23 protein-coding genes are annotated in these 24668 nt (G+C 51.5%); 3 read left to right on the forward strand and 20 right to left on the reverse strand.

Features of this window, described 5'->3' with window-relative positions; all coding sequences use genetic code 11:
• Positions 1 to 111: 111 nt before the first annotated feature.
• Genes ACTRXG_RS15715 through ACTRXG_RS15725 form a run of 3 tightly spaced genes read right to left on the reverse strand, consistent with a single transcriptional unit; the run spans position 112 to position 1650 of the window.
• Positions 112 to 954 carry a sulfurtransferase gene (locus ACTRXG_RS15715; RefSeq protein ID WP_474262107.1) on the reverse strand — a complete coding sequence of 281 codons (843 nt, stop codon included), beginning with the start codon at positions 952 to 954 and terminating at the stop codon, positions 112 to 114.
• A gap of 15 nt (positions 955 to 969) precedes the next feature.
• Positions 970 to 1329, reverse strand: coding sequence for a DUF1798 family protein (locus ACTRXG_RS15720; RefSeq protein ID WP_474285867.1), 360 nt, complete (start codon positions 1327 to 1329; stop codon positions 970 to 972).
• A gap of 54 nt (positions 1330 to 1383) precedes the next feature.
• Positions 1384 to 1650 carry a DUF370 domain-containing protein gene (locus ACTRXG_RS15725; RefSeq protein WP_022792233.1) on the reverse strand — a complete coding sequence of 89 codons (267 nt, stop codon included), beginning with the start codon at positions 1648 to 1650 and terminating at the stop codon, positions 1384 to 1386.
• A gap of 146 nt (positions 1651 to 1796) precedes the next feature.
• Here ACTRXG_RS15725 and recU point away from each other — a divergent pair, with 146 nt between their 5' ends.
• Positions 1797 to 2399: a Holliday junction resolvase RecU gene (recU, locus tag ACTRXG_RS15730; RefSeq protein ID WP_474278914.1), complete on the forward strand. Its 603-nt coding sequence runs from the start codon at positions 1797 to 1799 to the stop codon at positions 2397 to 2399.
• Between the two features lie 87 nt (positions 2400 to 2486).
• Positions 2487 to 5027 (forward strand): PBP1A family penicillin-binding protein, encoded by a 2541-nt coding sequence (locus tag ACTRXG_RS15735; protein WP_474285868.1) that lies wholly within the window; start codon positions 2487 to 2489, stop codon positions 5025 to 5027.
• Between the two features lie 36 nt (positions 5028 to 5063).
• Here the strand turns inward: ACTRXG_RS15735 and ACTRXG_RS15740 are convergent, their stop codons facing one another.
• From ACTRXG_RS15740 to ACTRXG_RS15820, 17 genes are all read right to left on the reverse strand, one after another.
• Positions 5064 to 8606, reverse strand: coding sequence for a dynamin family protein (locus tag ACTRXG_RS15740; protein ID WP_474285869.1), 3543 nt, complete (start codon positions 8604 to 8606; stop codon positions 5064 to 5066).
• Positions 8607 to 8620: 14 nt separating this feature from the next.
• Positions 8621 to 9145 carry a YpoC family protein gene (locus ACTRXG_RS15745; RefSeq protein WP_474285870.1) on the reverse strand — a complete coding sequence of 175 codons (525 nt, stop codon included), beginning with the start codon at positions 9143 to 9145 and terminating at the stop codon, positions 8621 to 8623.
• Positions 9139 to 9801, reverse strand: coding sequence for an endonuclease III (nth, locus tag ACTRXG_RS15750; RefSeq protein ID WP_474278920.1), 663 nt, complete (start codon positions 9799 to 9801; stop codon positions 9139 to 9141). Before nth ends, ACTRXG_RS15745 begins: the two co-directional genes overlap by 7 nt.
• Before the next feature lie 11 nt (positions 9802 to 9812).
• The gene (locus ACTRXG_RS15755) at positions 9813 to 10505 is read right to left on the reverse strand and encodes a DnaD domain-containing protein (protein WP_474285871.1); all 693 of its coding nucleotides are present in this window, start codon (positions 10503 to 10505) and stop codon (positions 9813 to 9815) included.
• A 78-nt stretch (positions 10506 to 10583) separates the two neighbouring features.
• Positions 10584 to 11873 (reverse strand): asparagine--tRNA ligase, encoded by a 1290-nt coding sequence (asnS, locus tag ACTRXG_RS15760; RefSeq protein ID WP_474285872.1) that lies wholly within the window; start codon positions 11871 to 11873, stop codon positions 10584 to 10586.
• A 38-nt stretch (positions 11874 to 11911) separates the two neighbouring features.
• Entirely contained in the window at positions 11912 to 13081 is a 1170-nt protein-coding gene (locus tag ACTRXG_RS15765; protein WP_474262116.1) for a pyridoxal phosphate-dependent aminotransferase, read from the reverse strand.
• 90 nt (positions 13082 to 13171) lie between these two features.
• The gene (locus ACTRXG_RS15770; RefSeq protein WP_474285873.1) at positions 13172 to 13648 is read right to left on the reverse strand and encodes a PepSY domain-containing protein; all 477 of its coding nucleotides are present in this window, start codon (positions 13646 to 13648) and stop codon (positions 13172 to 13174) included.
• 11 nt (positions 13649 to 13659) lie between these two features.
• Positions 13660 to 13833, reverse strand: coding sequence for a YpmA family protein (locus ACTRXG_RS15775; protein ID WP_474262118.1), 174 nt, complete (start codon positions 13831 to 13833; stop codon positions 13660 to 13662).
• A gap of 21 nt (positions 13834 to 13854) precedes the next feature.
• Positions 13855 to 15162, reverse strand: a complete 1308-nt coding sequence (locus tag ACTRXG_RS15780) for an amidohydrolase (protein WP_474285874.1) — start codon at positions 15160 to 15162, stop codon at positions 13855 to 13857.
• Positions 15163 to 15176: 14 nt separating this feature from the next.
• Positions 15177 to 17981, reverse strand: a complete 2805-nt coding sequence (gene dinG, locus ACTRXG_RS15785; RefSeq protein ID WP_474262120.1) for an ATP-dependent DNA helicase DinG — start codon at positions 17979 to 17981, stop codon at positions 15177 to 15179.
• 21 nt (positions 17982 to 18002) lie between these two features.
• Positions 18003 to 18986 (reverse strand): biotin--[acetyl-CoA-carboxylase] ligase, encoded by a 984-nt coding sequence (locus ACTRXG_RS15790; RefSeq protein ID WP_474262121.1) that lies wholly within the window; start codon positions 18984 to 18986, stop codon positions 18003 to 18005.
• Complete coding sequence (locus tag ACTRXG_RS15795; protein ID WP_474285876.1) at positions 18979 to 20136, reverse strand: tRNA nucleotidyltransferase/poly(A) polymerase-related protein; 1158 nt, start codon at positions 20134 to 20136, stop codon at positions 18979 to 18981. Before ACTRXG_RS15795 ends, ACTRXG_RS15790 begins: the two co-directional genes overlap by 8 nt.
• The gene (bshA, locus tag ACTRXG_RS15800; protein ID WP_474278936.1) at positions 20136 to 21263 is read right to left on the reverse strand and encodes an N-acetyl-alpha-D-glucosaminyl L-malate synthase BshA; all 1128 of its coding nucleotides are present in this window, start codon (positions 21261 to 21263) and stop codon (positions 20136 to 20138) included. Before bshA ends, ACTRXG_RS15795 begins: the two co-directional genes overlap by 1 nt.
• Positions 21264 to 21265: 2 nt before the next feature.
• A complete protein-coding gene (bshB1, locus tag ACTRXG_RS15805; RefSeq protein WP_474262124.1) occupies positions 21266 to 21976 on the reverse strand; it encodes a bacillithiol biosynthesis deacetylase BshB1 in 711 nt (236 codons plus the stop codon).
• 1 nt (position 21977) lies between these two features.
• Positions 21978 to 22385 carry a methylglyoxal synthase gene (gene mgsA / locus ACTRXG_RS15810; protein ID WP_322525126.1) on the reverse strand — a complete coding sequence of 136 codons (408 nt, stop codon included), beginning with the start codon at positions 22383 to 22385 and terminating at the stop codon, positions 21978 to 21980.
• Between the two features lie 12 nt (positions 22386 to 22397).
• Positions 22398 to 23201 (reverse strand): 4-hydroxy-tetrahydrodipicolinate reductase, encoded by an 804-nt coding sequence (gene dapB, locus ACTRXG_RS15815; protein ID WP_474281433.1) that lies wholly within the window; start codon positions 23199 to 23201, stop codon positions 22398 to 22400.
• Positions 23198 to 23539: a nucleotide pyrophosphohydrolase gene (locus ACTRXG_RS15820; RefSeq protein ID WP_462866500.1), complete on the reverse strand. Its 342-nt coding sequence runs from the start codon at positions 23537 to 23539 to the stop codon at positions 23198 to 23200. The genes dapB and ACTRXG_RS15820 overlap by 4 nt, the downstream gene beginning before the upstream one ends.
• 127 nt (positions 23540 to 23666) lie before the next feature.
• On the opposite strand from ACTRXG_RS15820, the gene ACTRXG_RS15825 reads away from it, so the two are divergent.
• Positions 23667 to 24536 (forward strand): YitT family protein, encoded by an 870-nt coding sequence (locus ACTRXG_RS15825; RefSeq protein ID WP_474285877.1) that lies wholly within the window; start codon positions 23667 to 23669, stop codon positions 24534 to 24536.
• Positions 24537 to 24668 lie beyond the last annotated feature (132 nt).

A 24668-nucleotide genomic window follows, 5' to 3' on the forward strand; every position in this document is an offset into this window, starting at 1 on the left:
AGGCTATTTCTTTTTATCATAGCACAAAAAAACTGCCGACACGCTCTAAAATTAGAGCCATTGTCGACAGTCTGAGCTGCCGGCTTCTGCCGGCAGCTTTTTTGTGTTCCTTTATAACTTGTTCGGCTCTTTTTCGATCGGAAGGTCCGGATAGGAAATCCAGTCGCTCCAGCTCCCGTTATAAAGACGCACCTGCTCGAGTCCGGCTTCTCTCATGCCGAGCACATTGACACAGGCCGTAATACCGGAGCCGCAGTAAGAAATGATTTCATCAAATCCCTCGAGTCCCTGAAAATGGTCACGCAGCTCACTCTGCGACTTCCATGTGCCGTCTTCGCGAAGCACATCCTTCCAGAAATAATGATAAGCACCCGGAATGTGGCCGGAAACGGCGTCCACTTCTTCGTTTTCCCCGGCGTAGCGCTCATAGCTTCTCGCATCCACCAGCGCTACATGTTCATTCCGCAGCTGCTGCTTTACTTCTTCAAGGTGAACCAGCTGATTCGGCTCACGGTCGATTTTCATCTGCTTCATGAGCGGCGTCGGGATTTCCTCTGTTGTCGGAAATCCCTCCTCCATCCAGTGGGAATAAGAACGGTCGAGGACATATGTATTCGTGTGGCCCGCATACTGCATCAGCCACCAAAACCTGGCTGCCCCCATGCCTCCCTGATCATCATAAGCTACAACGGTCGTCTGCATGTCTATGCCCCGTTCCGAGAGAACCTGAGCGAAAAAGTCCATATCCGGCAGCGGGTGACGTCCCCCGTGGGTCCCTGCCTGGGCGGACAAATGCTTTTCCACATCAATAAAGACAGCACCCGGAATATGATGTTTAACGTATGCTTCATGACCCGCTGCTGCATCTTTCAGTTCAAACCGGCAGTCCACCACCCGGACATGTTCATCGCGGCGGTTTTCATCCAGCCATTCAGAAGAAATTAGAAAGCCCAACTTACTCTCCCCTTTCTAGGATTCCTGTGTTAACTGTGTTTGAATGCTGTTTAGAATAAACTCTACGGCCTGCAGCGTTTCCTTGAACTGTTTTTCTTTCGTTGTCCGCTGGTAAGCCTGGAGAGAGGCATTCATGATATTATCATATGTGTCTTCCATCTGGGATTCATGCAGGTACGGGTAGCTTGTCGTCTGCACCCAGGCAGAAGCTTCCTCTTTCCATATACCTGCTTCCCCTTTTACCTTGTCGACAAACGGTTTTACCTCCTCATAAAAATCGGGGCGGTCCTCCCGTTCCTGTACTTCGTAAAAAATCTGCTCTGCTTCATCCATGCGCCGTTTCATCTGGTCACAGCTTTCAAAAAGCCCGGGCATCGAAAAACCCCCTTCGATACAAAGAACGCTTCCCTTTACAGGAAAGCGAATATTTTAGGATGTGCTTTCTTCCTGATCCTGCTGATTGCTCACCCGCTGGGCTACTGTTTCCGGCTGAATGGCCGACAGAAGCACGTGGTCGCTGTCCGACAGGATAATGCTTCTGGTTTTCCGTCCGTTCGTCACGTCGATGAGCATCTTTCTTTCGCGTGCCTCCTGGATCAAACGTTTTGTCGGGGCAGAATCAGAGCTCACAATTGAAATTACCCGTTCTGCCATCACCATATTGCCAAAGCCGATATTGATCGGTGTATCGCTCATGCTATCCCCTTCCTTTCTCGTTCTTTTCTATCCTAACACGAATAACCGAGGCTTTGTCTATCATTCTAAGCGCGGCATACGTAATATCCTGCTGAAATTATGGTAAAATAGCAGCAGGCAGTAAATTTCAGCAAAGGAAGATTATCATGGCTTACCGCTACCCAAACGGAAAAGTATACCGTCCGAAAAAAAATGCTTCCTCCCCCCAGGGCCCTCCTGCGGAAAAAAGCTTTGCCAACCGCGGGATGACGCTTGAGGAAGACATTAATGAGTCCAACGAATATTATATCGCACACGACATCGGCATCATACATAAAAAACCGACGCCCGTACAGATTGTCGATGTTCATTACCCGAAACGAAGCGCCGCGCGCATCACCGAAGCATATTTCAAGCAGGCCTCCACCACGGACTATAACGGTGTTTTTTCCGGACGCTACATCGATTTTGAAGCAAAAGAAACACGAAACAAAACAGCTTTTCCCCTGCAGAATTTTCATGACCACCAGGCGGATCATATGCACAAAGTTCAAAAGCAGGACGGCATCGCATTTGTTCTTCTTCGTTTTGCCGTACATGGGGAGACGTATTTATATGACGCTTCCCATTTTCTTCACTGGTATTACGGCCAGACGAAGCGGAAATCCATTCCCTACCAGGAGATCCAGACGCACGGCCATCCCATTCCGCTCGGTCTTCATCCAAGACTGGACTACTTGAAGATCGTGAAAGACGTTTATTTTCATTGAATGCACTTGTAACAAAACGAAAAATTGAACGTCTAATGCCTGGGCACACAGAACTAGATGCTATGCACAACGAAAGGACGAACGTCAATGAGCGACAATTACCGGTCCCGCCAGGAAAAGCGGACGGCCGACCAGAAAAATCCTAAAAAGAAACAGAAGAAAAACCGCAAACGTCCGCTCTGGCAGACATTCATCATCTGGGCGCTTTCCCTCATGCTTGTCTTCATGACTGCCGGCGTCATCATTGTCGCTTACATGATCAATCAGGCCCCGGAACTGGATGCGGAGGCGATGGTATTATCAGAAGCGGCTACTGTATATGACCAGAACGATGAAGAAATTGCCCAGCTGCAAAACAGCAGTAACCGTGAACTCGCCGACATTGAAGAAATGCCCGACTACGCGAAGGAAGCATTTATCGCTGTCGAGGACGAGCGTTTTTACAGCCATTTTGGCATCGACGTCCAGCGGATTTTCGGCGCATTATGGGCAAACGTGACTGACGGCTTCGGCTCCCAGGGAGCAAGCACGATCACCCAGCAGGTCGTGAAAAATGCGTTTCTTTCACCAGATAAAAACATATCACGTAAAGTCCAGGAACAGTATTTAGCCATCAAGCTTGAACAGCAGTACAGTAAGGATGAAATTCTTGAAATGTACGTTAACCTGATCTATTTCAATCAGGGAGCCTACGGCATCACCCAGGCCGGCCAGACCTATTTTGGAAAAGAGGATCCAGGCGAGCTCACTATCGCAGACGCTGCGCTGCTTGCAGCCATCCCCCGCCGGCCTTCGTACTACGACCCGGTTCAAAACCCGGAAAACGCCGAGGACCGCAGAAATCAGATTATTTCCATGATGAATGAGCAGGGCTACATTACGGACGAAGAAGCCGAAGAGGCTTCAAGCACTCCGGTGGACGAGCAGCTTAACTACCAGCCGCCGGAGAACGGAGTTGCCTATGACTCGTTTATGTCTTACGTGCAAAATGAGCTCGAAGACTTTGACGGTATTGAGCCGTCAGATATATATACCGCCGGGCTGAAAGTATACACAACGCTTGACACCGAAGCCCAGGAGCAGGCTGAAGAGCTCATTCAAGGTCAGGACGCCGTTGACAGCTTTCCAGACAATGAAGAGTTTCAAATTGGGTTTACGCTGCTTGACACTCAGACCGGGGCGGTAAAAGCCATTGTTGGAAACAGGCAGAATCCGGATACTGCAATGAGCTATAATTTCGCTACCGACCCTAATCAGCCTGGGTCGACCATTAAGCCCGTCCTGGACTATGGGCCGGCCATTGAAAACATGCAGTGGTCCACGTACCATCAGATCGAAGATGAAGAATACCAGTATCCGGACACAGACACCGACGTGCGAAACTATACCCGGGACTACCGGGGCAGCGTGAGCATGCGCGAAGCACTGACGGATTCCCTGAACGTTCCTGCAGTAAAGACGCTTGAGGAAGTCGGCCTTGATAACGCCAAATCGTTTGCAAACGGGCTCGGGCTCGGCCTTGAGGACGTCTACTACGGTTCAGCTCTCGGCGGCCTGGAGCAGGGGGTTTCCTCTGAACAGATGGCCGGCGCATACGCAGCTTTCGGAAACGAAGGAGTTTATAACGATCCCCATTCCATCCGGCGGATTGAGTTTCCGGATGGACGAACGATTGACTTTGAACCGGAGCAGGAGCAGGCAATGGAGGATTATACTGCCTACATGATCACAGATATGCTTAAAGATGTCGTTTCCGATGGTACTGGCACGGGTGCCCAGATTGACGGGCTTCCGCTCGCCGGTAAAACCGGAACCACTAATTTCACCGAGGACGAAATGGGCACCCTGAATATCCCTGACGGCGGCGTCCCTGATGTGTGGTTTAACGGCTACACTACGAACTATACAGCTTCTGTCTGGGCCGGCTTTGAAACCCGGTCGGAAAACAATTATCTTGTCGACGGACAGACTGATGCTGCCAAAGATGTTTTCCGCGAGGTAATGCAGCAGGTCAGCAGCGGCATTGACACTCCCGACTTTGAACAGCCCGACTCTGTAGTATCAGTACGGTTAAATGAAGAGACCGGGGAGCGAGCTACGTCTAACACTCCCGAAGCTGACACGATCACCGAGCTGTTTGTAGAAGGCGAAGTGGACGCCCAGGTCACTGAACCGTCCTCTGACAGCGGATCGGATGACAGCGGGGCATCAGACAGCGAAGAACCTTCTGACGACAGTGACTCTGGGGAAACAAACGACAATCAGAATGAGTCTGAACCAGCAGAGGAACCAGCAGAAGAAACGGATGAAAATGAAGAAAATACTGAAGAAGCTCCGGAAGAGGACACAGAGCAAAACACGGAAGAAAATGATGAAACCGAAGAAGCTCCGGCGGATGAAGATTCCGGCGCCTCCGGGGAAGGCCGCGAAGAAGAAACAGATACCAGCGGAGACGAGCCTGCAGAATCCGAATCAGACAACGGCGGGGGAAGCGACAGCGGTGAAAATACCGAAGATGAGGGCTCCGGGAACACAGAGCCGGAAGCAGAGACCCCAGATGAGGAAGAGCCTGCTGATACGGATGACAGCACCTCTGCACCGGAACAGGAATCCGAAACAAACGAATAACAAAAACCGCACGCCTTTTCGGCCGTGCGGTTTTTGTTATACCTGAACGTGGTCCTCTTTTCTAGTTAACGGGGCAAGTTTCTCCCATTCTGTCTGCAATACGGAATAATAGCTCTTGTCGTACCACGTAGACAGCCGATCGAATTCTTTGTCGAGCGCCTTCCTGTGTTCGGCATAAATATAGTCAGACGCCGCTTTAACACCGTTCTCTATTTTTTCTTCAAGCTCCTGTGCTACTTCTTTCGTTATCTCCGCAGCAGCGCTCTGGACATTTTCCCCATATGCCTCTTTCAGAGTTTTTATTTCCTGATGAACAAAGAAGTCCTTCGCCGAGCGGAAGTACGTTTCAAATGCTTTAGCATCCACCTCTAAGTCAAGCGTCTTTTCTGGTTTTGGAATAAAGGAGCGGCCGGCGTCAGGAACCTGAAACATCGGGAAGTCCGCCTGAACCTCTCTGTACTGTTCTTCAGTCTCCTGCTTCAACTGCCGTTTCATTAATTCCTCCAGACGGATGAACGCCGTTTCTCTCTCCTGCCCTGCCTGCACCAGTATCTCTTCTTTAATTTCCGTCAGCCGTCCCGTCAGCTGCCTGCGCTGTTCTTTTCGTGAGGAGCCATCTATAGTGACGGGATTCACCACTTTATTAAAGTAGTCCTGATAGAATAAATACAGACGCTTGCGCACATGAATCAGCCGCTCTTCGGTGTCTGAAACGAGTTCTTTCCGCAACCGTTCCATATGAAAGCGTTCCGGCACTTCTTCATACTGCCCGAGCTTTTGTTTAAGCCTGTCTGCTTCAGCAGCAACGCTTGTCGCATCATGCTTTTGCACCTGCAGGGCCCGCCCAAGCTGTTCTTTTAAATTCAGCGCCTGTTCAACAACATACTGCTGCTGCACGACAAGGAGTTCCTGCCAAATTTGTCCGGATAAATAATTTTCAAAGGCTGAAAACATGTCGTCTTCTCCGCCCTGCTGCTTTTCCTGCAAACCGCGCTGGCTTGACACAGGAAGCAGAAACGGCTCTTCAAATCCATTCTGCCGGAGCTGGCCGCGCACATGGTTAACAACCTGACGGCGCTCGTTATCATCTTTTGCCAGATCAGCGGCATTGATCAGAAAGTACAGCTTATTTTGTTCAAATTCTTCATTCGCCCGGGAAAGCTGCTGAATGAAACGTTCATCGGCATCCGAGAACGCATGATTAAAGTATGTGACATAAAAAATGGCGTCCGACTGGCGCAGGTGGTCAAATGCGACATTGGTGTGGCGTCCGTGGATCGAATTCACGCCCGGCGTATCGGTTAAGACGAGTCCCCGGTTCGTCCAGTAGCTCTCGTAATAAAGCGTCACCTGTTTGACAAGACACGCCTTCTGCTCATCTGCCACCCAGGAGCCCCAGTCCTCCATCCCAATCGTGCGGGTCTCCCCGAGCGAGGAATGGTGTTTTTTAATGCTTTCCTGAAGCGTGAACATATACTGGCTGTATGTTTCCATCCGTGCGTCCCGGGTACGGTTCGGCTTTCTCCATTTCTGAATGGAGGCAAGCGTGTACACTTCTCCAAGCTCTTTCGACACGGCCTGGATTTCCTCATCAAGAAACGCTTCATCCTTCAGCTGCAGAATAACCGTACCGTGTGTGTAATCCTTCTCCGGAGCACGCACAATATTTACGGCTGCTGTGGTCGGATGCGGCGACACAGGAAGTGCCGGAGCACCGAGAAGCGCGTTGATAAAGCTCGACTTTCCGGCACTGAAAGCGCCAAAAACCGAAACGTGAAGTTCCTGGTTGTGCAGATTTTCGCATAAACGCTTTAGGTGCTTCTTTTCTTCTTCGATTAACGAGGATTCGGATGGTTCGGCGGCGAAGGCTTCCACCATCTGGATTTCTTCACTGTACGAAGGAAGCTCCTTTTGCCCGCTAGAAGCACTCTCCTGCTCTTCCACCACTTCATCCTCCCTGGAAATAGAAATCTCCGGGACATCGGATGGTGCCTCTTCACTCATCATTTGCCGGATTTCCTGTTCCCATTCCCGCCGGGCAGATACGCTTTCCATTTGACGCTCCACCTGGGCAATTTCCTGCTCCAGACGTTCCTTTTCCTCTTTCCAGTCATTCTGAAGTTCATTTAATTTCGTCTGCTCTGCTTCTGTCAAAGCCGGTCCAGCGGCTGAGGTAAGTACGCGCTCTTTTTCTTCAAGCAGCGGCTCTGCCTGATCCTTGAACCGCCGGGTAATTACGCCGGCCAGCTGGTCGGTCACTTGAAACACATACTGCCTGCCGGTCTCACCTTCCGGAATAAAGGCCTCGAGATCGGCGCGTTCAAGCTGAACGTCAATGTTTTGCACCTGGTCAATGTAATCGGCACTGTGGGAAGAAGCATCCTGCTTTTCCGGCTGCAGCAGTTCTCGCACGTGGAACGTCAAAGACGCTTTAATATTTTCATTTATATCTGCAAGCAGCGCATCAGCTCGTTCGTTGCGGACTTCTTCCGTTTTTCGTTTTTTATTAAACAGAGATCCTGCTTTGAAGCCTGGCTGCCAGCTTTCAAGCCAGTCCCTGGCTTTATCCACAGTGGACGCTGGAAACAAATGAGCCTGATCGAGCGTTCGCTTCCATTCCCTGAACCAGCTGCTCCATCTTTCTTCACTGTCCGGCTGAGCACTTTCGTCAATCAGCTGTGCAGGCACGCCGGCATGCTCCGCCCGCTCCTGCCAGTCTTCGAGGGCTGTCTGCTGTTCCTCCCTAAGCCTGTCACGGATTCGTGACAGCACGGTCTGGCGCATCCGTTCCTCACTTCTTTCGAGCAGTTCGCTGCCGTGGTACAAAAGGCTGCGCACATGAGAAGAGAATGTCTGCAGCTCATTATCCGGGTGCTTTTCATCGCGCATCGAAATATAATACGTGGCAAGCACGTGCACCTGGTTTCGCTCAAGCGTGGCGGCAATCTGATTGCGGTAGGACCGCAGCGTGATTTCTTCTTCCCGGTGTTTGTCCATCTGATTGACAACAAAAATGATCGGCTTGCCTTCCGCTGTCAGCTGCTGTAAAAAACGGATGTTTGTTTCCGACTGGGCATGGTTGTAATCCGTTACGTAAATAACAGCATCGGTTGACAGCAGTCTCTCCATTGTCACTGCCTGGTGCAGCGGATCCGTCGAGTCCACCCCCGGCGTATCCACCATCCGGCTGTAAGACCCTAAAAACGGCAGCGGGGCCTGCATTCGGATCGAGCGAATGTCCGCCCCGTCCCTGCCCCACTTTTGCACCTGCCCCCACGGAATATCGGCTTCCCAGGTTTTAGTTTGGCCTTCACTCGTTACAACCTCGAGACCAAGCTCCCCGTTTTCAATCGATATAATATTGGCGCTTGTTGGAATCGGACTCGCGGGCAGCAGATCGTTTTGAAGCAGGCCATTCAATACAGTCGACTTGCCGGCCGAAAAATGCCCGCAAAACGCAACTTCAAAATAAGGATGCTCAATTTTTTCCTGCACGTCTTCAAGCATCGCGGTTTCTGCCGGATCCAAATGCATGTCTGTCTGCAGCCATTGTTGTTCCCAACCGCTTGTATTAGCCATATTTTACTCCTTTATCATTCGTTATTTCGGGATCGTTTTGCCAGCGCTTCTTTTTTCTTCACTTCTGTATACAGCTCCTTCAGCTGCAGATAGGAATGAAAATAATTCGGATACTCAAGCAGAAAGCCGAGCCTTTCCTCCACGTTGATCGGCTTATGGGAAAGCTTCCTGCTTTCTGCGATCAATTCTTCCGGCCCTGCAGAAGGCACGGGCCGTTCGTTCATCCAAAACAGCGTACACAGCCAGTGGGCGAGCCCGAGTCTCATATACGGAGCGGCCTTTTCCTTGTCTCTTTCGTCCCAGCATTCATCTAAAAAAGGCAGATGCTCTTCCCACCACTGCATAAATGTTTTAATGTGCTGGTTAATGTTTTCCTGCCACGGAGGCGTACCGGCGATGCCGTTTTCATAGGCAATCTCATACCAGAACGGGTAGCGCAGAGCCGCGGTCTTTCGATCTGTATTTTCATCTACCTCGATCTGCGTTACAGTATAAAAAATTTCATGCTGAAATGACGCTGGAATTTGTATTTTTACCATGCTGCACCTTCTTTCCGCATCCGTTTCTGTCCTTCCCTGCAGTAGTCAAGCACCGGACAGGACGGACACTGGGGGGACTGGGACTTACAGTGGTAGCGGCCGAAAAAAATAAGCTGATGGTGCATCTGGGACCATTTTTCTTTTGGCAGCCGTTTCATCAGCGTCTGCTCCACCTGGGTGACGCTGTCTTTCCATCTGCATATGCCTAAACGCTTGGACACCCGCTCAACATGCGTATCCACCGCAATAGCCGGCACCCCGAATGCTACTGACGCTACCACATTCGCTGTTTTTCTGCCGACACCGGCAAGCTCGACCAGCTCTTCCTGCGTTTCTGGCACGCGCCCGTCATGGCGTTCGAGCAGAGACGCCGAAAGCTTTTTTAAATTTTTCGCTTTATTGCGATAAAGTCCAATCGAACGAATAGCCTGTTCAATATCCTCAAGCGGTGCCTCAGCAAAGTCTTCCGGGGAGCTGTATTGTTCAAACAAGCCGGGAGTTACCTTATTCACCAGGGCATCAGTTGCCTGGGCGGAAAGCACGACTGCTACCAGCAGTTCAAAGGGATTGCGGTGATTCAGTTCACACTCTGCTTCCGGAAACATGTGCTCGATCCGTTCAATCACAACCTGTAAATCTTTATTCGTTAATGCCATTTTTTTCTCCTCTACTCTTCATCCAGCCAGTTAATATTGGGATATTCCGGCAGCTTTTCCGACTGGGCCGCCTGTGTGCGACGTCCACCCTTTTGTTTAAACTGTTCGGTCTGCGCTTTAGCATCTTCTTTAGTCTGAATGCCTTTGCGCTTCCATTCGTGCAGCATCCGGTCCATGTAGCGAAGGCTGAATTTTTGATTCATGACCGCTTCTTTCAGCGCGATCTGGATCATATCCGGCGAGTAATGATCCTGATCGAGCCAGACGTTAATCGTTTCCCACTCCATGGGGGAAAGCGGGCGGGAAAATTCCTGCTCAATGTTTTGAAACAGATGCTGCTCTTCAACCTGATCCCCTTGCCCGGACGGTACCTCCGCTGTAAGGGCCTGACGGAAAAAAGGATAGAGGGAGTACGCTTCCTGCCGGATTTCATCGCGTTCAGATTCATCAATCTGCAGCAGATTCCGCTTTATCATCGAGCGCAGGCAGCCGGCGCATTCATTTTCATCTATACTCATTTTTTCAGCCAGCTCCTTCGGCGTTGGAAGCGGCACGCTGTTCTGGCCAAAACGGTATATATGCAAAAGCATCATTGCTTCTGTTTCATTCAGCCCCACCTGCTCGTATTTGTCCAGAATAATTACTGGAATGGAAAGGTGGCCGTGCATGAGTGCTTCTATTTCTTTTTCTTTATCTTTATTCATCTGTTTGTCCTCCCTTTCACCCGGCCGGCTGTCGGCAAAGTGCATAAAGGAAAACCCCCGGAACGGGGGCTTTTTCTCTTATGGATACAGCCTGTTTAACAAACGCGGAAACGGTATCGTTTCCCGGACGTGCTCGGTGCCGGCAATCCAGCCGACCGTCCGCTCCAGACCGAGACCGAATCCGGAGTGCGGCACGGTGCCGTATTTTCTTAAGTCCAGATACCAGCCGTAGGCTTCTTCCGATAAGTTGTGTTCTTCGTACCGCTGCTTCATAAGCTGCGGGTCATCGATGCGCTGACTGCCGCCGATAATCTCCCCGTAGCCTTCCGGAGCAATCAGGTCGGCACAGAGTGCGGTTTCCGGATAGTCCGGGTCGGGCTTCATGTAAAAAGCTTTGATTTCGAGCGGGTAATTAGTAATAAATACCGGCTTTTGAAACTGCTCCGCTATATACGTTTCATGCGGAGCACCAAAATCTTCGCCCCAGCTTACTTCATAGCCCGCTTCCTGCAGCATTTCGACTGCTTTATCGTACGTAATGCGCGGAAACGGTGCCTGGATGGCTTCGAGTTTGGAGGTGTCACGCTCAAGCACAGTAAGCTCCTGGCGGCAGTTGGTAAGCACCGCCTGCACGACATGGGAGACATACTGCTCCTGGATTTCGAGGCTTTCACTATGGTCGCAGAAAGCCATTTCCGGCTCAATCATCCAGAATTCAATCAAGTGCCGGCGGGTTTTTGATTTTTCTGCCCGAAATGTCGGGCCAAATGAAAACACGCGCTGAAAAGCGAGAGCCGCCGCTTCCATATACAGCTGACCGGACTGGGAGAGGTATGCATCTTCATCAAAGTATTTCGTATGAAAAAGCGATGTCGTCCCCTCCGCCGAGCTGCCGGTCAGAATCGGCGGATCCACCTTAATAAACTGATTCTCCCGGAAAAAAGCATAGGTCGCCTGAATGATTTCATCGCGTATACGCAAAAGCGCGTGCTGCTTACGCGAGCGCATCCACAGATGCCGGTGGTCCATTAAAAATTCTGTTCCGTGCTCTTTCGGCGTGATCGGGTAAGGCTCCGCCTCCTGGATAACCTCAAATCCGGTTACCTGAAGCTCCACCCCGGTCGGCGAACGATCATCCTCCTTCACTGTGCCGTCCACATAAAGCGAGCTTTCCTGCGGAAGATTCTTGGCCTCGGTGAACAGCGCTTCGCCGACATCATTTTTTACAATGACTCCCTGCACGAAGCCGGTGCCGTCCCGCAGCTGTAAAAAGGCAATTTTGCCACTCGACCGCTTATTGGCCAGCCAGGCGCCAAATCTTACTTCCTGGCCGATATATTGATTCAAACGTTCAATGGTTACTTTCACGTTAGTCCCTCCGGTTCGTCCTGTTTATGCTGATCGAATTATTTTTCTGTGAAACGGCGGATTCTCGCCACCGCTTCTTCAAGCTGATCCAGAGAAGTAGCGTAGGAGAGCCGGACGTTTTGCGGAGAACCAAATCCGCTGCCCGGAACGACCGCCACGTTTTCCTCCTCAAGCAGAGCCTTTACCCATTCATCCACATCCTTATACGAAGCAGCTGCCTCTTTGACGTTCGGGAACAGATAAAAGGCCCCTTCCGGTTTCACGCAGGTGATTCCCGGAATCGAAACGAGCTTGTCATAAATAGTATTCAGCCGTTCGCTGAATGCCTGGCGCATCGTTTCTACAGCACCGTCATCCTTCGTATAGGCAGCGATAGCCCCGTACTGGGCGTTCGTTGTCGGGTTGGACGTTGAATGGCTCGCAAGGCTCGTCATTGCCTTCACAATAGCACGATTACCGGCTGCATAGCCGATTCTCCATCCGGTCATCGAATGGGATTTGGAGACGCCGTTGACGACAATGGTCTGCTCTTTTAATTCCGGGGAAAGTTCTGCGATGGATGTGTGCTGCTTGTCCCCGTAAATCAGCTTTTCATAAATTTCGTCGGAAACAATCAGCAGACCCTCTGCTCTGGCGGCTTCACCGAGCGCATGCAGCTCCTCCCGGCTGTACATGGTACCGGTCGGGTTGCTCGGGGAGTTAATAATGACGGCCTTCGTTTTATTCGTTACCGCCCCGCGCAGCTGCTCCGGAAGAATCTTAAACTGGTTTTCCTCCCTGCCATCCACAAATACCGGGCGCCCGCCGGCAAGCTTGACCTGCTCCGGATAGCTGACCCAGTAGGGCGTTGGAATAATTACTTCATCCTCCGGATCGAGAATGGTTTGAAACAACGTGAACAAAATGTGCTTGGCGCCAGTACCGACAATGATTTCCTCGCGGCTATACTCCAGCCCCTGGTCCTGCTTAAACTTTTGAATGACCGCATCCTTCAGTTCCGGCAGGCCGCCGGAAGGAGTGTATTTTGTTTTTCCTTCCTGCATGGAGCGAACAGCCGCATCGATTACGTACTGCGGAGTATTAAAATCCGGCTCACCGGCGCCGAGGCCGATAACATCCTGGCCGGCTGCCTTTAGTTCGTTGGCTTTGGCGGTAATCGCCAGGGTTGACGAAGGGGTAATTTCTTTCACTCGTTGGGACAATTCCATACTCTTTCCTCCTCAATAGTTTCCGTACTCAATCTATCCATAGTTAGTGTAAAGAAAAGCGAAAAGGAGTTCAAGCGTGGTTTCCGCCGCTTAAGGGCGGTCCAGGCTGAAGCTTTTCACAAATTCTCCTGTTTCCATATCAATGTACACATAATGCTGCTGGTTTTCTGTCCGGTATTTGCCTTCATATATTGCACGGTTGTCTTCGTAGCCGGGGGTCACTGTTCGCACGGCGTCAATTCCCTCTTGTTCCGCTATACGCTCCTCAGCCTCCTGAATGCTCAGCGTATCAGCCGCCGCCAGGCGTTCGAGCAGTTCCCCGTCGTGGTAAAACAGCCAGTCCCTGCTGCCGTCGTTGGTTTCGACGCGCGCTGTTTTCACCGGCTGTTTGCCGTTATATATAAACGTATTCTGTACTTCGGCGACGTTGTTTTCTTCAAGCGCCAGTGCTTCTGCCCGTTCCCTGTCGTCAGCAAGAGGCGCACGGGCCTGAAAGTAACCGGTCACAAGCCCCAGAACAACCAGAAAGACAATTAAAAAAGCCGCAAGCGTGATCCAGTTTTTCACGACATATCCCCCTATGTGCGGTAAATGGTAAACACCATCTGCTCCTCGTTTTCCTTATCAAGAGAAAGGCCGAACATTAATTCATCCTGCTTTAACGTGCGATTCAGTGTATCAACAATTTTATACAGATCTGACGACGCTTCGATTTTAACCGACGCGACGACTTCAAGCTGTTCGTTTCCCATCGTTTCACCTCACCCGGCGTACTATAAGTACGCTTCATTTAATTTGCGGTAATGGCGGTTGGCCTCGGCGTTAATTTTTTCTTCATCGAGCGTCAGAAGTTCGCCGTCTTTCATCAGCTGCCTGCCGTTCACAAAGCTGTCCGTCACGTCCCGGCCGGAAGCTGCGTACACCAGATGCGATAAAATATTATCGTATGGCTGAAGCGCAAATGATTCACTGTCAATCAGAATAAAGTCCGCCGCGGCTCCTGGTTCCAGCCTGCCGCTGTCGCTAAATCCCATCGAAGCGGCTCCGTTTTCGGTTGCCATCTTCCAGACCGCCTCCGTTTCAATCGAACTCGGGTCCTGAAAGGCGACCTTCTGCATCAAAGCGCCCAGGCGAAGCTCCTCAAACATATCGAGGTTGTTGTTTGACACAGCGCTGTCCGTACCGATCGTAATCCGCAGACCACGCTTTTGCATTTCGGGAATGCGGGCGATGCCCGATCCAAGCTTGGCGTTGCTCATCGGATTATAGGAGATGGTCACTTCTGGTACGCTCATATCGTCAAGATCTTCATCGGTCGCATGCACGACATGCGTAAGAATCGCCGGACGTGTGTAAAATCCGATTTCTTTTAGCTTTTTTGCCGGTGTCATCCCGTAGTCGCGCCGGTAATCAGCCACTTCTTTGGCCGTTTCCTCAAGGTGAATGCCAAGCGGCAGGTCATAATGGTGACCGGCGTCGACAATTTTTTCCAAAAACTCCGGCGTGCACGTATACGGGGCGTGCGGGAAAAGCATGCCCGTAACCCGGCCGCTTGTATCCTGCTCCCATTCCTTTAAGTCGCGGGCCGCTGCTTCCAGCTTTTCGCTCTGCTCCTCCGGAGTGCCAATACTCATCATGCCCTTGGAAATCATGGATTTAATGCCGGAGCTTTTCACGAGCTCATACGTATTCTGCATGCCCATATGATACATATCAAGAAACCCGGTTGTTCCGGTGCGGATCATTTCCGCAAGAGCGAGACCTGTACCAGCCTTCGCTGTTTCGTTGCTGAACAGGCGCTCCCGCGGCCAGACGTGGTTGTTCAGCCATTCCTGGAGCACTACATCGTCCGAAACGCCGCGCATCATTGTCATCGGTGTATGGCCGTGGGTGTTATAAAGACCAGGACTGAGCCACTTCCTCCGTCCATCCAGAATATCGGCGCCGTTCTCTTTCTCCGGATAGTTTCCAGGCTCTACTTGAACGATTTTACCGTCCTTGACTTCAATATAGCTCTCGACTGCCTGAACGCCCCGTGCATTCGGGATTGGGTAAACGTGCTCGATTACAAAGTGTTCCATATCCGTACTCCTTTTTAACGTTTTTTTGCTTCTTCAAAAAAGTCAGCGATACGGTCCAGCACCGCATCCATCGGTTCATAATACGTATTCGTCCGGGGAATCGAGTCAATAAACGACGAGCCGTAGGAAGCCTCCATAATCCGCTTATCAAGTACTGTTACCACGCCCCGGTCCTCGGAATGACGGATCAGCCGGCCAAAGCCCTGCTTGAATCGGAGTACAGCGTGCGGCAGCGCTTCTGCGTAAAACGATCGTTTCCCCTGACGCTGCATTTTGTCCGACACAGCTTCATAAACAGGATCCGTGGGCGGAGAGAAAGGCAGACGCACAATTATCACGTGCTGCAGCTTTTCCCCGGGTATGTCGACACCCTCCCAGAACGCATTGGTTCCAAGCAAAAGCGCATTGTCCTGCTGCTGAAACAGCTTGGTCAGCTTGGCGTGGGTGCCGCTCGTAATCCCCTGGCCGATGACGCTCAGCGTCGATTCCTCGGTCCATTCTTTCAGCTGATGATACACCTGTTTAAGCATGTTAAAGGAAGTAAACAGAACCATCGTTTTTCCTTCCGTAATGTTGACAGCGTGAAAAATGTATTCGGCCGCTTCCTGCGCAAAATCAGCATGTTTATCATTCACCCCGGAAATGTCTTTTGGAACGAGCAGCTGCGTCTGGGAAGCATAATGATAAGGGGAAGCAATCAGGCTTGTGTGCGGCAGAAAATCATCCAGCCCCATTTTTGATTTCATGTATTCAAATGAACCGTTGACCGCAAGAGAGCCGGAGGTAAGCACGACGCTTGCTTTTTTCATGAACAGCTGTTCACTCAGCTCCGAGGCTACCTCCACCGGCCGGGCGTAAATGTACGCAGCATTTTTGGCGCCGCTCTGCTCTGCTTCCACCCAGTAAACATGTTCGGGTTCCCGTTCAAACAGCAGGTGGAACAGATTGTCCCCCAGGCTGTCCAGCTGCCCCAGGTAAGAGTTTAGTTCGGCAAGTTCATTTACAAAGTTTTTGGAAGAAGGCTGCGTTTCCCATGCTTGTTCGAACGTTTCCCACGCCTTAAATTCCTGTTCCAGAAGCGTAAGGAAACGGCGTCCGGCTTCTTCCACCTGCTCCCACACGGAGCCGGATTCCCCGCCGGGTGTGAAGCGCTGGCTGTACCGGCCCACTTCCGAACGCCGCCGCCCGGAAGCCGTGCGGCACCAGCGTGTGAGCAGACGAAAGAGCTCGTCGCATTCATACATCAGCACTGCATGATTGTCCTCGCGTTCCTGGTACCAGCCCGGCTCAAAAACGATGCCGGCTTCTTCCCCAAACCAGATGAGCGGGCGCACGACGCTCTGTTTTGTATCCAGGCCGAACCTGCGGAGCAGCCGGTTTGCTTTTGTGTAGTGAACGGATCTGCCTGCATATTTCCCCGCCGTTTCCGGCAGGTGATGCGCTTCATCAATGACCACGTATGGATAGGATGAAAATAAATTTTTACCCTGGTACATATCGCTCAAAAGCATCGCATGATTGGTGACGACGATATCGGCATATTCGGCTTTACGGCGGGCACGTGCATAAAAACAGTACGCCTCCCACCCTCTTTGCGCGTGCTCATCCTGATAATGATTCTGGCGGAGGCTTTCCCAGAGAGCATTTCTGCGGCCGCCGGCCATATTAATTTCATCAAGATCCCCGTGCCGGGTTTGTGTCAGCCATATTAACACCTGGCCGAGGCCGAGTGCTTCTTCGAGCGAAAACTGGCGGTGCTGCAGCCATTTTTCAAGTCGCTGCAAAGAAATGTAGTTGCCGCGGCCTTTTAAAACAGCCACAGAAACCTGGTCGTCGATCAGCCGCTCAAGCAGTGGGAGATCTTCATTCATCAGCTGCTCCTGCAGCGTGAGTGTCTGCGTGGAAATTAATATTTTTTGATTGTATGTACGGTGATATTTTACGGCTGGAAGCAGATAGGCGAGCGTTTTCCCAAGACCGGTGCCCGCTTCTATAACAGCGTGGGAGCGTTCCTCAAACGAGGCATAGACCATTTCTGCCATCTCCAGCTGCCCCGGACGCTCTTCAAAACGATCCCATCCCCGGCTTTTAGCATGACTTCCGCTCAGGGTCTCCTGCAGTGATACGTTTCTCTGCTCCGGCTTTTCTGCCGGAAGCTCTTTGCGGAACACAATGCCGTGGTTTTCCTCTAAATCATACGGCAGCTGCTGCGGGGCCTTTGCAATACAGCGCTCAATATACTGGTGAAGGTCACTGTGCAAGAAGGCAGCCAGCCGGTCCAGGCGGTGAAGCACGTCCTTTGGAAGCAAGGCTAGCCTTTTACGGATGGATATCCAAAGCTCTGCAGTGACGAGGGCATCGCTGTCCGCCCGGTGCGGACGGTCGTGGTCAAGATCCAGCCAAGATGTGATCTGGGAAAGCCGAAAGCCCGGCGCTTCCGGATAAGCAAGTCTCGCACACTCTACTGTGTCCACGACTGGTCCCTGAAACAGCGGAAACCCGGCTTCCTGCATGCCTGCATTGATAAATGCCAGATCAAACTGCACATTATGACCGACAAAGGCAGCGTTCTCAAGCCAGGCGGTTAACGTGGGAGCCACCTCATAAAACTCCGGGGCCTGCTCTACGTCCTGCTCCCGGATACCGGTAAACTGCTGGATAAAAGGAGGGATCGGCATATGCGGCTGAATAAAGGTGGAAAGAGTGTCGAGCACTTCTTCGTCCTCCATAAGCACTGCGCCGATTTCAATAATTTTTGCTCCTTTTCTTGGAGAAGTGCCGGTTGTTTCTACATCTATGACTACATATTTTTGTCCCATCTGCCTGCCTCCTTTCTTCCGCTATTCCGGCGGGGGAACGTCCAGAATTTCGCCGCTGTGCACCGTCTGTATGCTTCCATCTGTTTTTTGCACCTCCAGGGCCCCCTCTTCGGTTATACGAAGAGCTGTGCCCTCCACTGTCTGGCGGGACGTTTCCACCTGAATAAAGCTCCCCAGCGTATCTGTTTTTTGGGACCAGGCAGCTTTGACTGCACCGAATCCATTCGTTAAGTATTCATTATACCAGGACTCATAGCTTTTTAAGATAGATGCAATAATCTGCGGACGACTCTGCCGGACTCCTGCATACTGCCGGATGGAAGCGGCTTTATCCGCAAGCTCTCCGGTAAAATCCCCGTCCGCCTGGTTTATATTAATACCCATGCCGACAATTACTGTCTGTACCTCATCCATGTCTGCCTGCATCTCCGTCAGTATACCTGCCAGCTTCTTTTTATGAATGCGGATATCGTTCGGCCATTTAATCGCAGTCGGAGCCGGAAGATAGCTATCAAGCGCCTCGGCAAGAGCTACCGCCGACAGCAGCGTGAGCTGCGGAGCGTAGCGGGGAGGCACCTGCGGGCGGAGCAGAAGACTCATCCAGATGCCCTGTTCCGGACTACTCTGCCACGTGCGTCCAAGCCTCCCCCGTCCCTGCACCTGTTCATTCGCGACGGCAATAAGTCCTTCCCCGGCTCCTTTTTCAGCCTGCTCCCTCACAATTTCCTGGGTGGAGGTGACAGTATCGTTATAAATAATCGTACGGCCGAGACGTTCAGTTGTAAGATGAAGCATAATTTCTTCTGTACCAACCCGGTCGGGAAAACGCACCAGCCGGTAACCGCGCCGGGATGCCGCTTCAATTTCATATCCATTTTTCCGCAGCTCTTCGATCTGCTTCCACACAGCGGTACGGGACACCTGCAGTTCATCGCTGATTTCCTGACCGGATACCGGACGGTCCCGGTGGGCCATCAACAGCTGCAGCAATCGATTTTTATTCATCGTTCATTTCCTCCAAATAGGCTAACAGCTTTTGTTCACTATTTTCTACCTTTTCATTCACGACTGCCTGCTCTAAAAAGGCGATCGTCTTTCCGATTCTCGCCGTGTCCTTATAACCCGGCATCGAGGCGATTGACTTCGGCGGAAGGGCCAGATCCTGCCTGGAATGAATCGGAAGAGCTTCCCATTTCTTTCTCCATTCTGTGCAGGAAAGCTCCTGGTAAGTAAAATTTTTCCACTTTTTGAGCTTCTCCAGATCTGCCACCTGCGTTGGACCAAAATAATACAGCCACTGCAGCCACGTATCGGGAGAAGCCCGGACATCGACTCGTTCCAGCAGCCAGCGGCACTGCTTCCGTACCTGATTGGAAAACCGCCATCCATTCAGCATATCCAGACTTTTTTGACCGTACAGGGCATACAGCAGAGCCGCCCATGAAGCTTTCGTGCCCGCTGGAAACTGTACAAGCGTGGAGTGGTGAAAAAATGGAGAGGCCGTCCGAACCGGTTCCGGAAAATGTGAAAACAAACGCAGCTCTCGCATGCCTTCGAGGGCGCTCAGCCGTTTCTGCCCTTCAAGCAGCTTGGTTATTTCATCGCGTATTCGTTCCACGGCGGTATACGCAAGCCCTGCTGCAGCTGCCTCCGCTGCCCGCTCAGCTTCCAGATCCAGTGAAAAACCGAGAACCGCCCTAAAACGGAACGCCCGTATCACCCGGAGCGGGTCGTCGGAAAAGGCGCGTTCAGCTGAGGCCGGGGTGCGAAGCACCTGCCTCTGGATATCCTTCTTCCCGTTAAACGGGTCGATCACCTTGCCGTCTGTATCTGCTGCCATCGCGTTGCATGTGAAATCCCGCTGCTGCAGATCCTCTTCGATTGTTTCCGCCCCTTCCCGGAACGGAGTCACTTCCACGATACTATTTCCGCTCTTCACAAGAAGCGTCCCGAATTTTTCCGACGGCTTCACAGCGTTCGGAAAAACAAACGAAAGCTCTTCAACGGTCGCAGCCGCTGCTATATCTATATCGCTCGGCGCCCGTTTCATCAGGCGGTCGCGTACAGCTCCGCCTACAATATAGGCAGTAATGCCGTTTTGCTGTAACCTCTTAATAACAAGCAGCGCCTCTTGCCACGTCTGCTGCTCGTTCATTACTTGCCCTCCACGGTCCGTCGGTATACTTCTTCGTACTGGGCTACGATGCGGGCGGAGGAGAAATATTCTTCCACCACGTCGAGCGAGCGCTGTTTAAACCTTTTCATTCTATCCGGATCCGTCAGTAGCCCGACCGCCTGCTGGGCAGCCAGTTCCACTGCTCCAAGCGGGACAACATAGCCGGTTTCATTATGAAAGACCACCTCAGGAATACCTCCGACATCTGTACCAATGACCGGCACACCGCAGGCCATCGCTTCAAGCGCAGCCAGGCCGAAGCTTTCTTTTTCCGAAAGCAGCAGCATCAGATCGGCAACGTGCAAATAGTCGGCTACCTCCCGCTGGTTGCCTAAAAACAGCACGTCCTGATCGACGCCGAGCCTTTTCGCCTCCGCCCAAGCCTTTTCCCGGTCCGGTCCATCCCCAAGCATGACCAGCTTACAGGAAACCTCTGCCTGCACTGCAGCAAATGTCCGCACGACGTCTACGACCCGTTTCACCGGCCGGAAATTGGAGACGTGCAGAAGCACCTTTTCGTCTTCGTCGATGTTGTATGCTTTTTTTAAATCCTTTTTGTCGACTTTCGGCCCATACACCCGTTCGTCCACGAAATTGTAAATCGTATGAATATCGCGGTCGACTTCAAGCATCTGCCTGGTCTGCTCCACCAGAGCGTCTGATACTGCTGTCACTTCATCCGAGCGCTGAATGGCGTAGCGGATAATATCACGAAGCGAGGAGTCATGGCCAAGCACAGTGATATCTGTGCCGTGAAGCGTTGTTACTACTTTTACAGGATGATCGGTCATGTCCCTCGCTAAAATCGCACAGACAGCGTGAGGCACGGCGTAATGCACATGCAGGACATCTAGCTCCTCCCGGTTGACAACTTCCGCCATTTTGCTTGCAAGTGTTAATGAGTACGGCGGGTACTGGAATACTTCGTATTGGTTTACTGAGACTTCATGGTAATAAATATTCGGTGAGGTTTCAGTTAAACGATAAGGGATCGCCGAGGTGATGAAATGAATTTCATGGCCCCGCTCAGCAAGCAGCTTGCCGAGCTCAGTCGCGATCACTCCTGATCCTCCCACCGTCGGGTAGCACGTTATTCCAATTTTCACGCTTAGTCACTTCCTTGTCTTTTGGGCACCTGTTGAAAAAGCATCGGAGTTTCGGCGATAAACCCTTCCGCGTAAGTCACTCCCGTTTCTTTGCCGAATAGTCGATCTCTTGCCTTTATTGTTTCGAGGTACCCGTCTGTAAGCGGTGTGCTCACGGCCTCTTCCCCTGGGTTAAACTGGCTTTTATACGCCTTTAATGCCGCTTCTTTATCGCCGGCGGCCGGGGTGATGTCCACATAAAAGGAAGGCCGGTGGTAGCCGTTGATCATATAGTAGTACATGTTTGGCACTTTGTGGGCATTTTCGTCCACACCAGGGTACAGCTTGACCCCGGCATCAAAGACGGCCCGCTTAACAATACTTCCGGCATCACCGTGATCCGGATGCCGGTCGATGTAGTACGGGGCAAAAATCGTGTCAGGTTGGATGCGGCGGATCAGCTGCACAAGCTGGGTGTACTCTTCCTGGGTTACTGCAGTAAGCATACGGTCCCTCCAGGTAAGCTGGAGCCGTCCTGCACCGAGGATCTCTGCTGCCTGCTCTGCTTCCTGCTGTCTGGTTTCCACGGTACCGTTGGAGGAAAGATCTCCCTCTGTCAGGGAAAGCATATAGACATTGTCGGTTTTACTGTGCAGCGCTACCGTCCCGCCCATTCCGATTTCGATATCATCAGGGTGGGCCCCGACGGTTAACAGCGTTCGTTTATGTGTCATATTAATCTGTGGACTCCTTTAAAATATCCCGGAAGGCAAACAATCCGTGTTCAAGGCCTTTAATCAGCACTTCAGCTGCGGCCATATTCGTTGCAAGCGGCACCCCGTGCACGTCGGCGAGCCTCATAAGCGCAGTGATATCAGGCTCATGCGGCTGCGCGGTCAATGGGTCCCGGAAAAAAAGCACCAAATCCACCTGCTGTTCTGCAATCTTTGCCCCAATCTGCTGATCGCCGCCCAGCGGCCCGGACTGGTACTGTTTGACGTTCAGGCCGACCTCTTCATTCAGTCTCCCCCCGGTCGTTCCTGTTGCTGAAAGGGTGTGACGCTCGAGGATATGCCTATACGCTTCGGCAAACCGGATCAGATCGTCTTTTTTCTTATCATGGGCAATCAGTGCGATATTCATAAAAGTTCCCCTTTACTCCAGAATGTTTTCGAGGCCGTACACGAGTTCCTTCATCGTGACTACCTGCTCAATCGCAAATTTGACCCCTGGCATAAATGACGCCCGGTTGATCGAATCGTGCCGGATCGTAAGCGTCTGGCCTTCGCCGCCAAACATTACCTGCTGATGTGCCACGAGGCCCGGAAGGCGCGTACTGTGAATCCTCATGCCGTCGAGCTCTGCTCCGCGCGCCCCCGGCATCGTTTCTTTTTCCTCCGGGTGCCCCTGCGTTTTTTTGGTGCGGTTTTCCTGAATCAGCTTTGCTGTTTTCACTGCGGTGCCGGACGGGGCGTCAAGCTTTCGGTCATGGTGCAATTCAGTAATTTCAACATCCGGGAAGTAGGCTGCAGCCATTTGCGACATTTTCATCATCAGAACAGCGCCGATAGCAAAGTTTGGTACAATAAGCACTCCCCGCTGCTGCTCTTTTGCTTTCTGACGCAGGCGCTCGAGGTCTTCATCGGTAAAGCCGGTAGTACCAACGACCGGTGCAAGACCGTAGTCGAGTGCTTTTTCTGTATGTATCTTTCCAATTTCCGGCGTGGTCAGATCTACAAACACTTCTGCTTCGACTTCGCCGAGGCACTGGTCAACGTCCGTATAGACGCGGGCCCCGGATTTTGGCATGCCTTCGATTTCCGACAACAGCGAGCCTTCGTATTTATGGTCCACCACAGCGGCGAGCTGCAGGTGCTCCGCTGCTTCAATCATATGTACAGCTTCCTTACCCATGTTTCCTCTCGGTCCGGCAACGATAACGCGGATTGATTCAGTCATTTGTCATTCTCCTTTTTCGTCCATCTATCCTGGTCTCTTGTTTCAAACTTTTCCATTACGATACGAAACGCTTCATCCAAATCAATATCAAGCGAATTGGCAAAGCAGATGAGCACAAACAGCAGATCACCCATTTCCTTTTCCAGTGATTTATGCTCTTCGCTTTCTTTCTTCGGCTTTTCACCGTAATAGTGATTAATTTCTCTGGCAAGCTCTCCCGTTTCTTCGGTCATTCTTGCAAGCATGGCGAGCGGACTGAAATAACCTTCTTCAAACTGGCCGATGAAGGCATCCACTTTCTCCTGCATTTCTTTCATCGTCATTGGTTCCCCGGCCATTCCGGCGTCCTCCTTTCAATCGTATAAAAATCCATTCGGTTTGACAAACATAGATTGCCTCCTGCCCCGGGCTTTACTATAATGTAACGGTTGATACAAGCTTTCCGGCCGGAGAGGAGGAACCATCATGAACATTTGGATACATACACGCAATATCTTTTTTGTCGTGCTCGGCTCTGCTATTATGAGTTTTGGACTTGTCTATTTTAACATGCAAAACCAGCTAGCGGACGGCGGCTTTACTGGTATTACCCTAATTCTTTATAATTTATTCAATATCAACCCTGCCTTCAGCAACCTCGTTCTGAACATTCCCGTCCTGATTCTGGGCTGGCGTCTGCTCGGCCGGCACGTCTTCGTCTATACGTTAATAAGCACGGCGGCAGTCAGCTTATTTTTATGGCTCTTCCAGGAGGTCGAGCTTCTCCATCTGCCGCTTCAGGATGATCTTGTTCTTGTGGCCCTGTTCGCCGGCGTTTTTGTCGGCTCGGGCCTCGGCATTGTTTTCCGGTACGGCGGAACCACCGGAGGAGCTGACATTATCGCCAAGCTTGCGAGTAACGTATTCGGCTGGACAATGGGACGCTCGCTGTTTATGTTTGATGCTGTTGTAATAACCGCTTCCCTCCTGTATTTAGACTACCGGGAAGCGATGTACACACTCGTGTTTGTGTTCGTGGCTGCCCGCGTCATTGACTTCATTCAGCAGGGAGCGTACTCCGGAAAAGCCGCTATGATCATTTCCGACCAGGCTCTGGAAGTAGCTGACGCCATTCTGCAGGAGATGAACCGCGGAGCAACTATACTAAACGGTAAGGGCAGCTTCACCCGTCAGGAAAAAGAGATTCTATACTGCGTCGTTGGCAAAAACGAGCTGATGCGTCTGAAGCACCTTGTTGAACGGGTGGATCCTCATGCCTTTGTTACAGTTAACGATGTCCAGGATGTTATCGGTGAGGGATTCACTCTCGATGAAAACAAAAACCCGTTGCAATAAGGCGTCTCAGCCATGTATTTTCATCAGCCGCAACACATAAAAAACACCTGCCCGGTGTGAACTGACCCAGCGAAATGAGACAAGAAAAAACACCTATGCGGCCACCGTCCGGAATTCCACCGGGCTGTGGTC

The organism is Marinococcus sp. LNSP9103-4 (assembly GCF_056034345.1).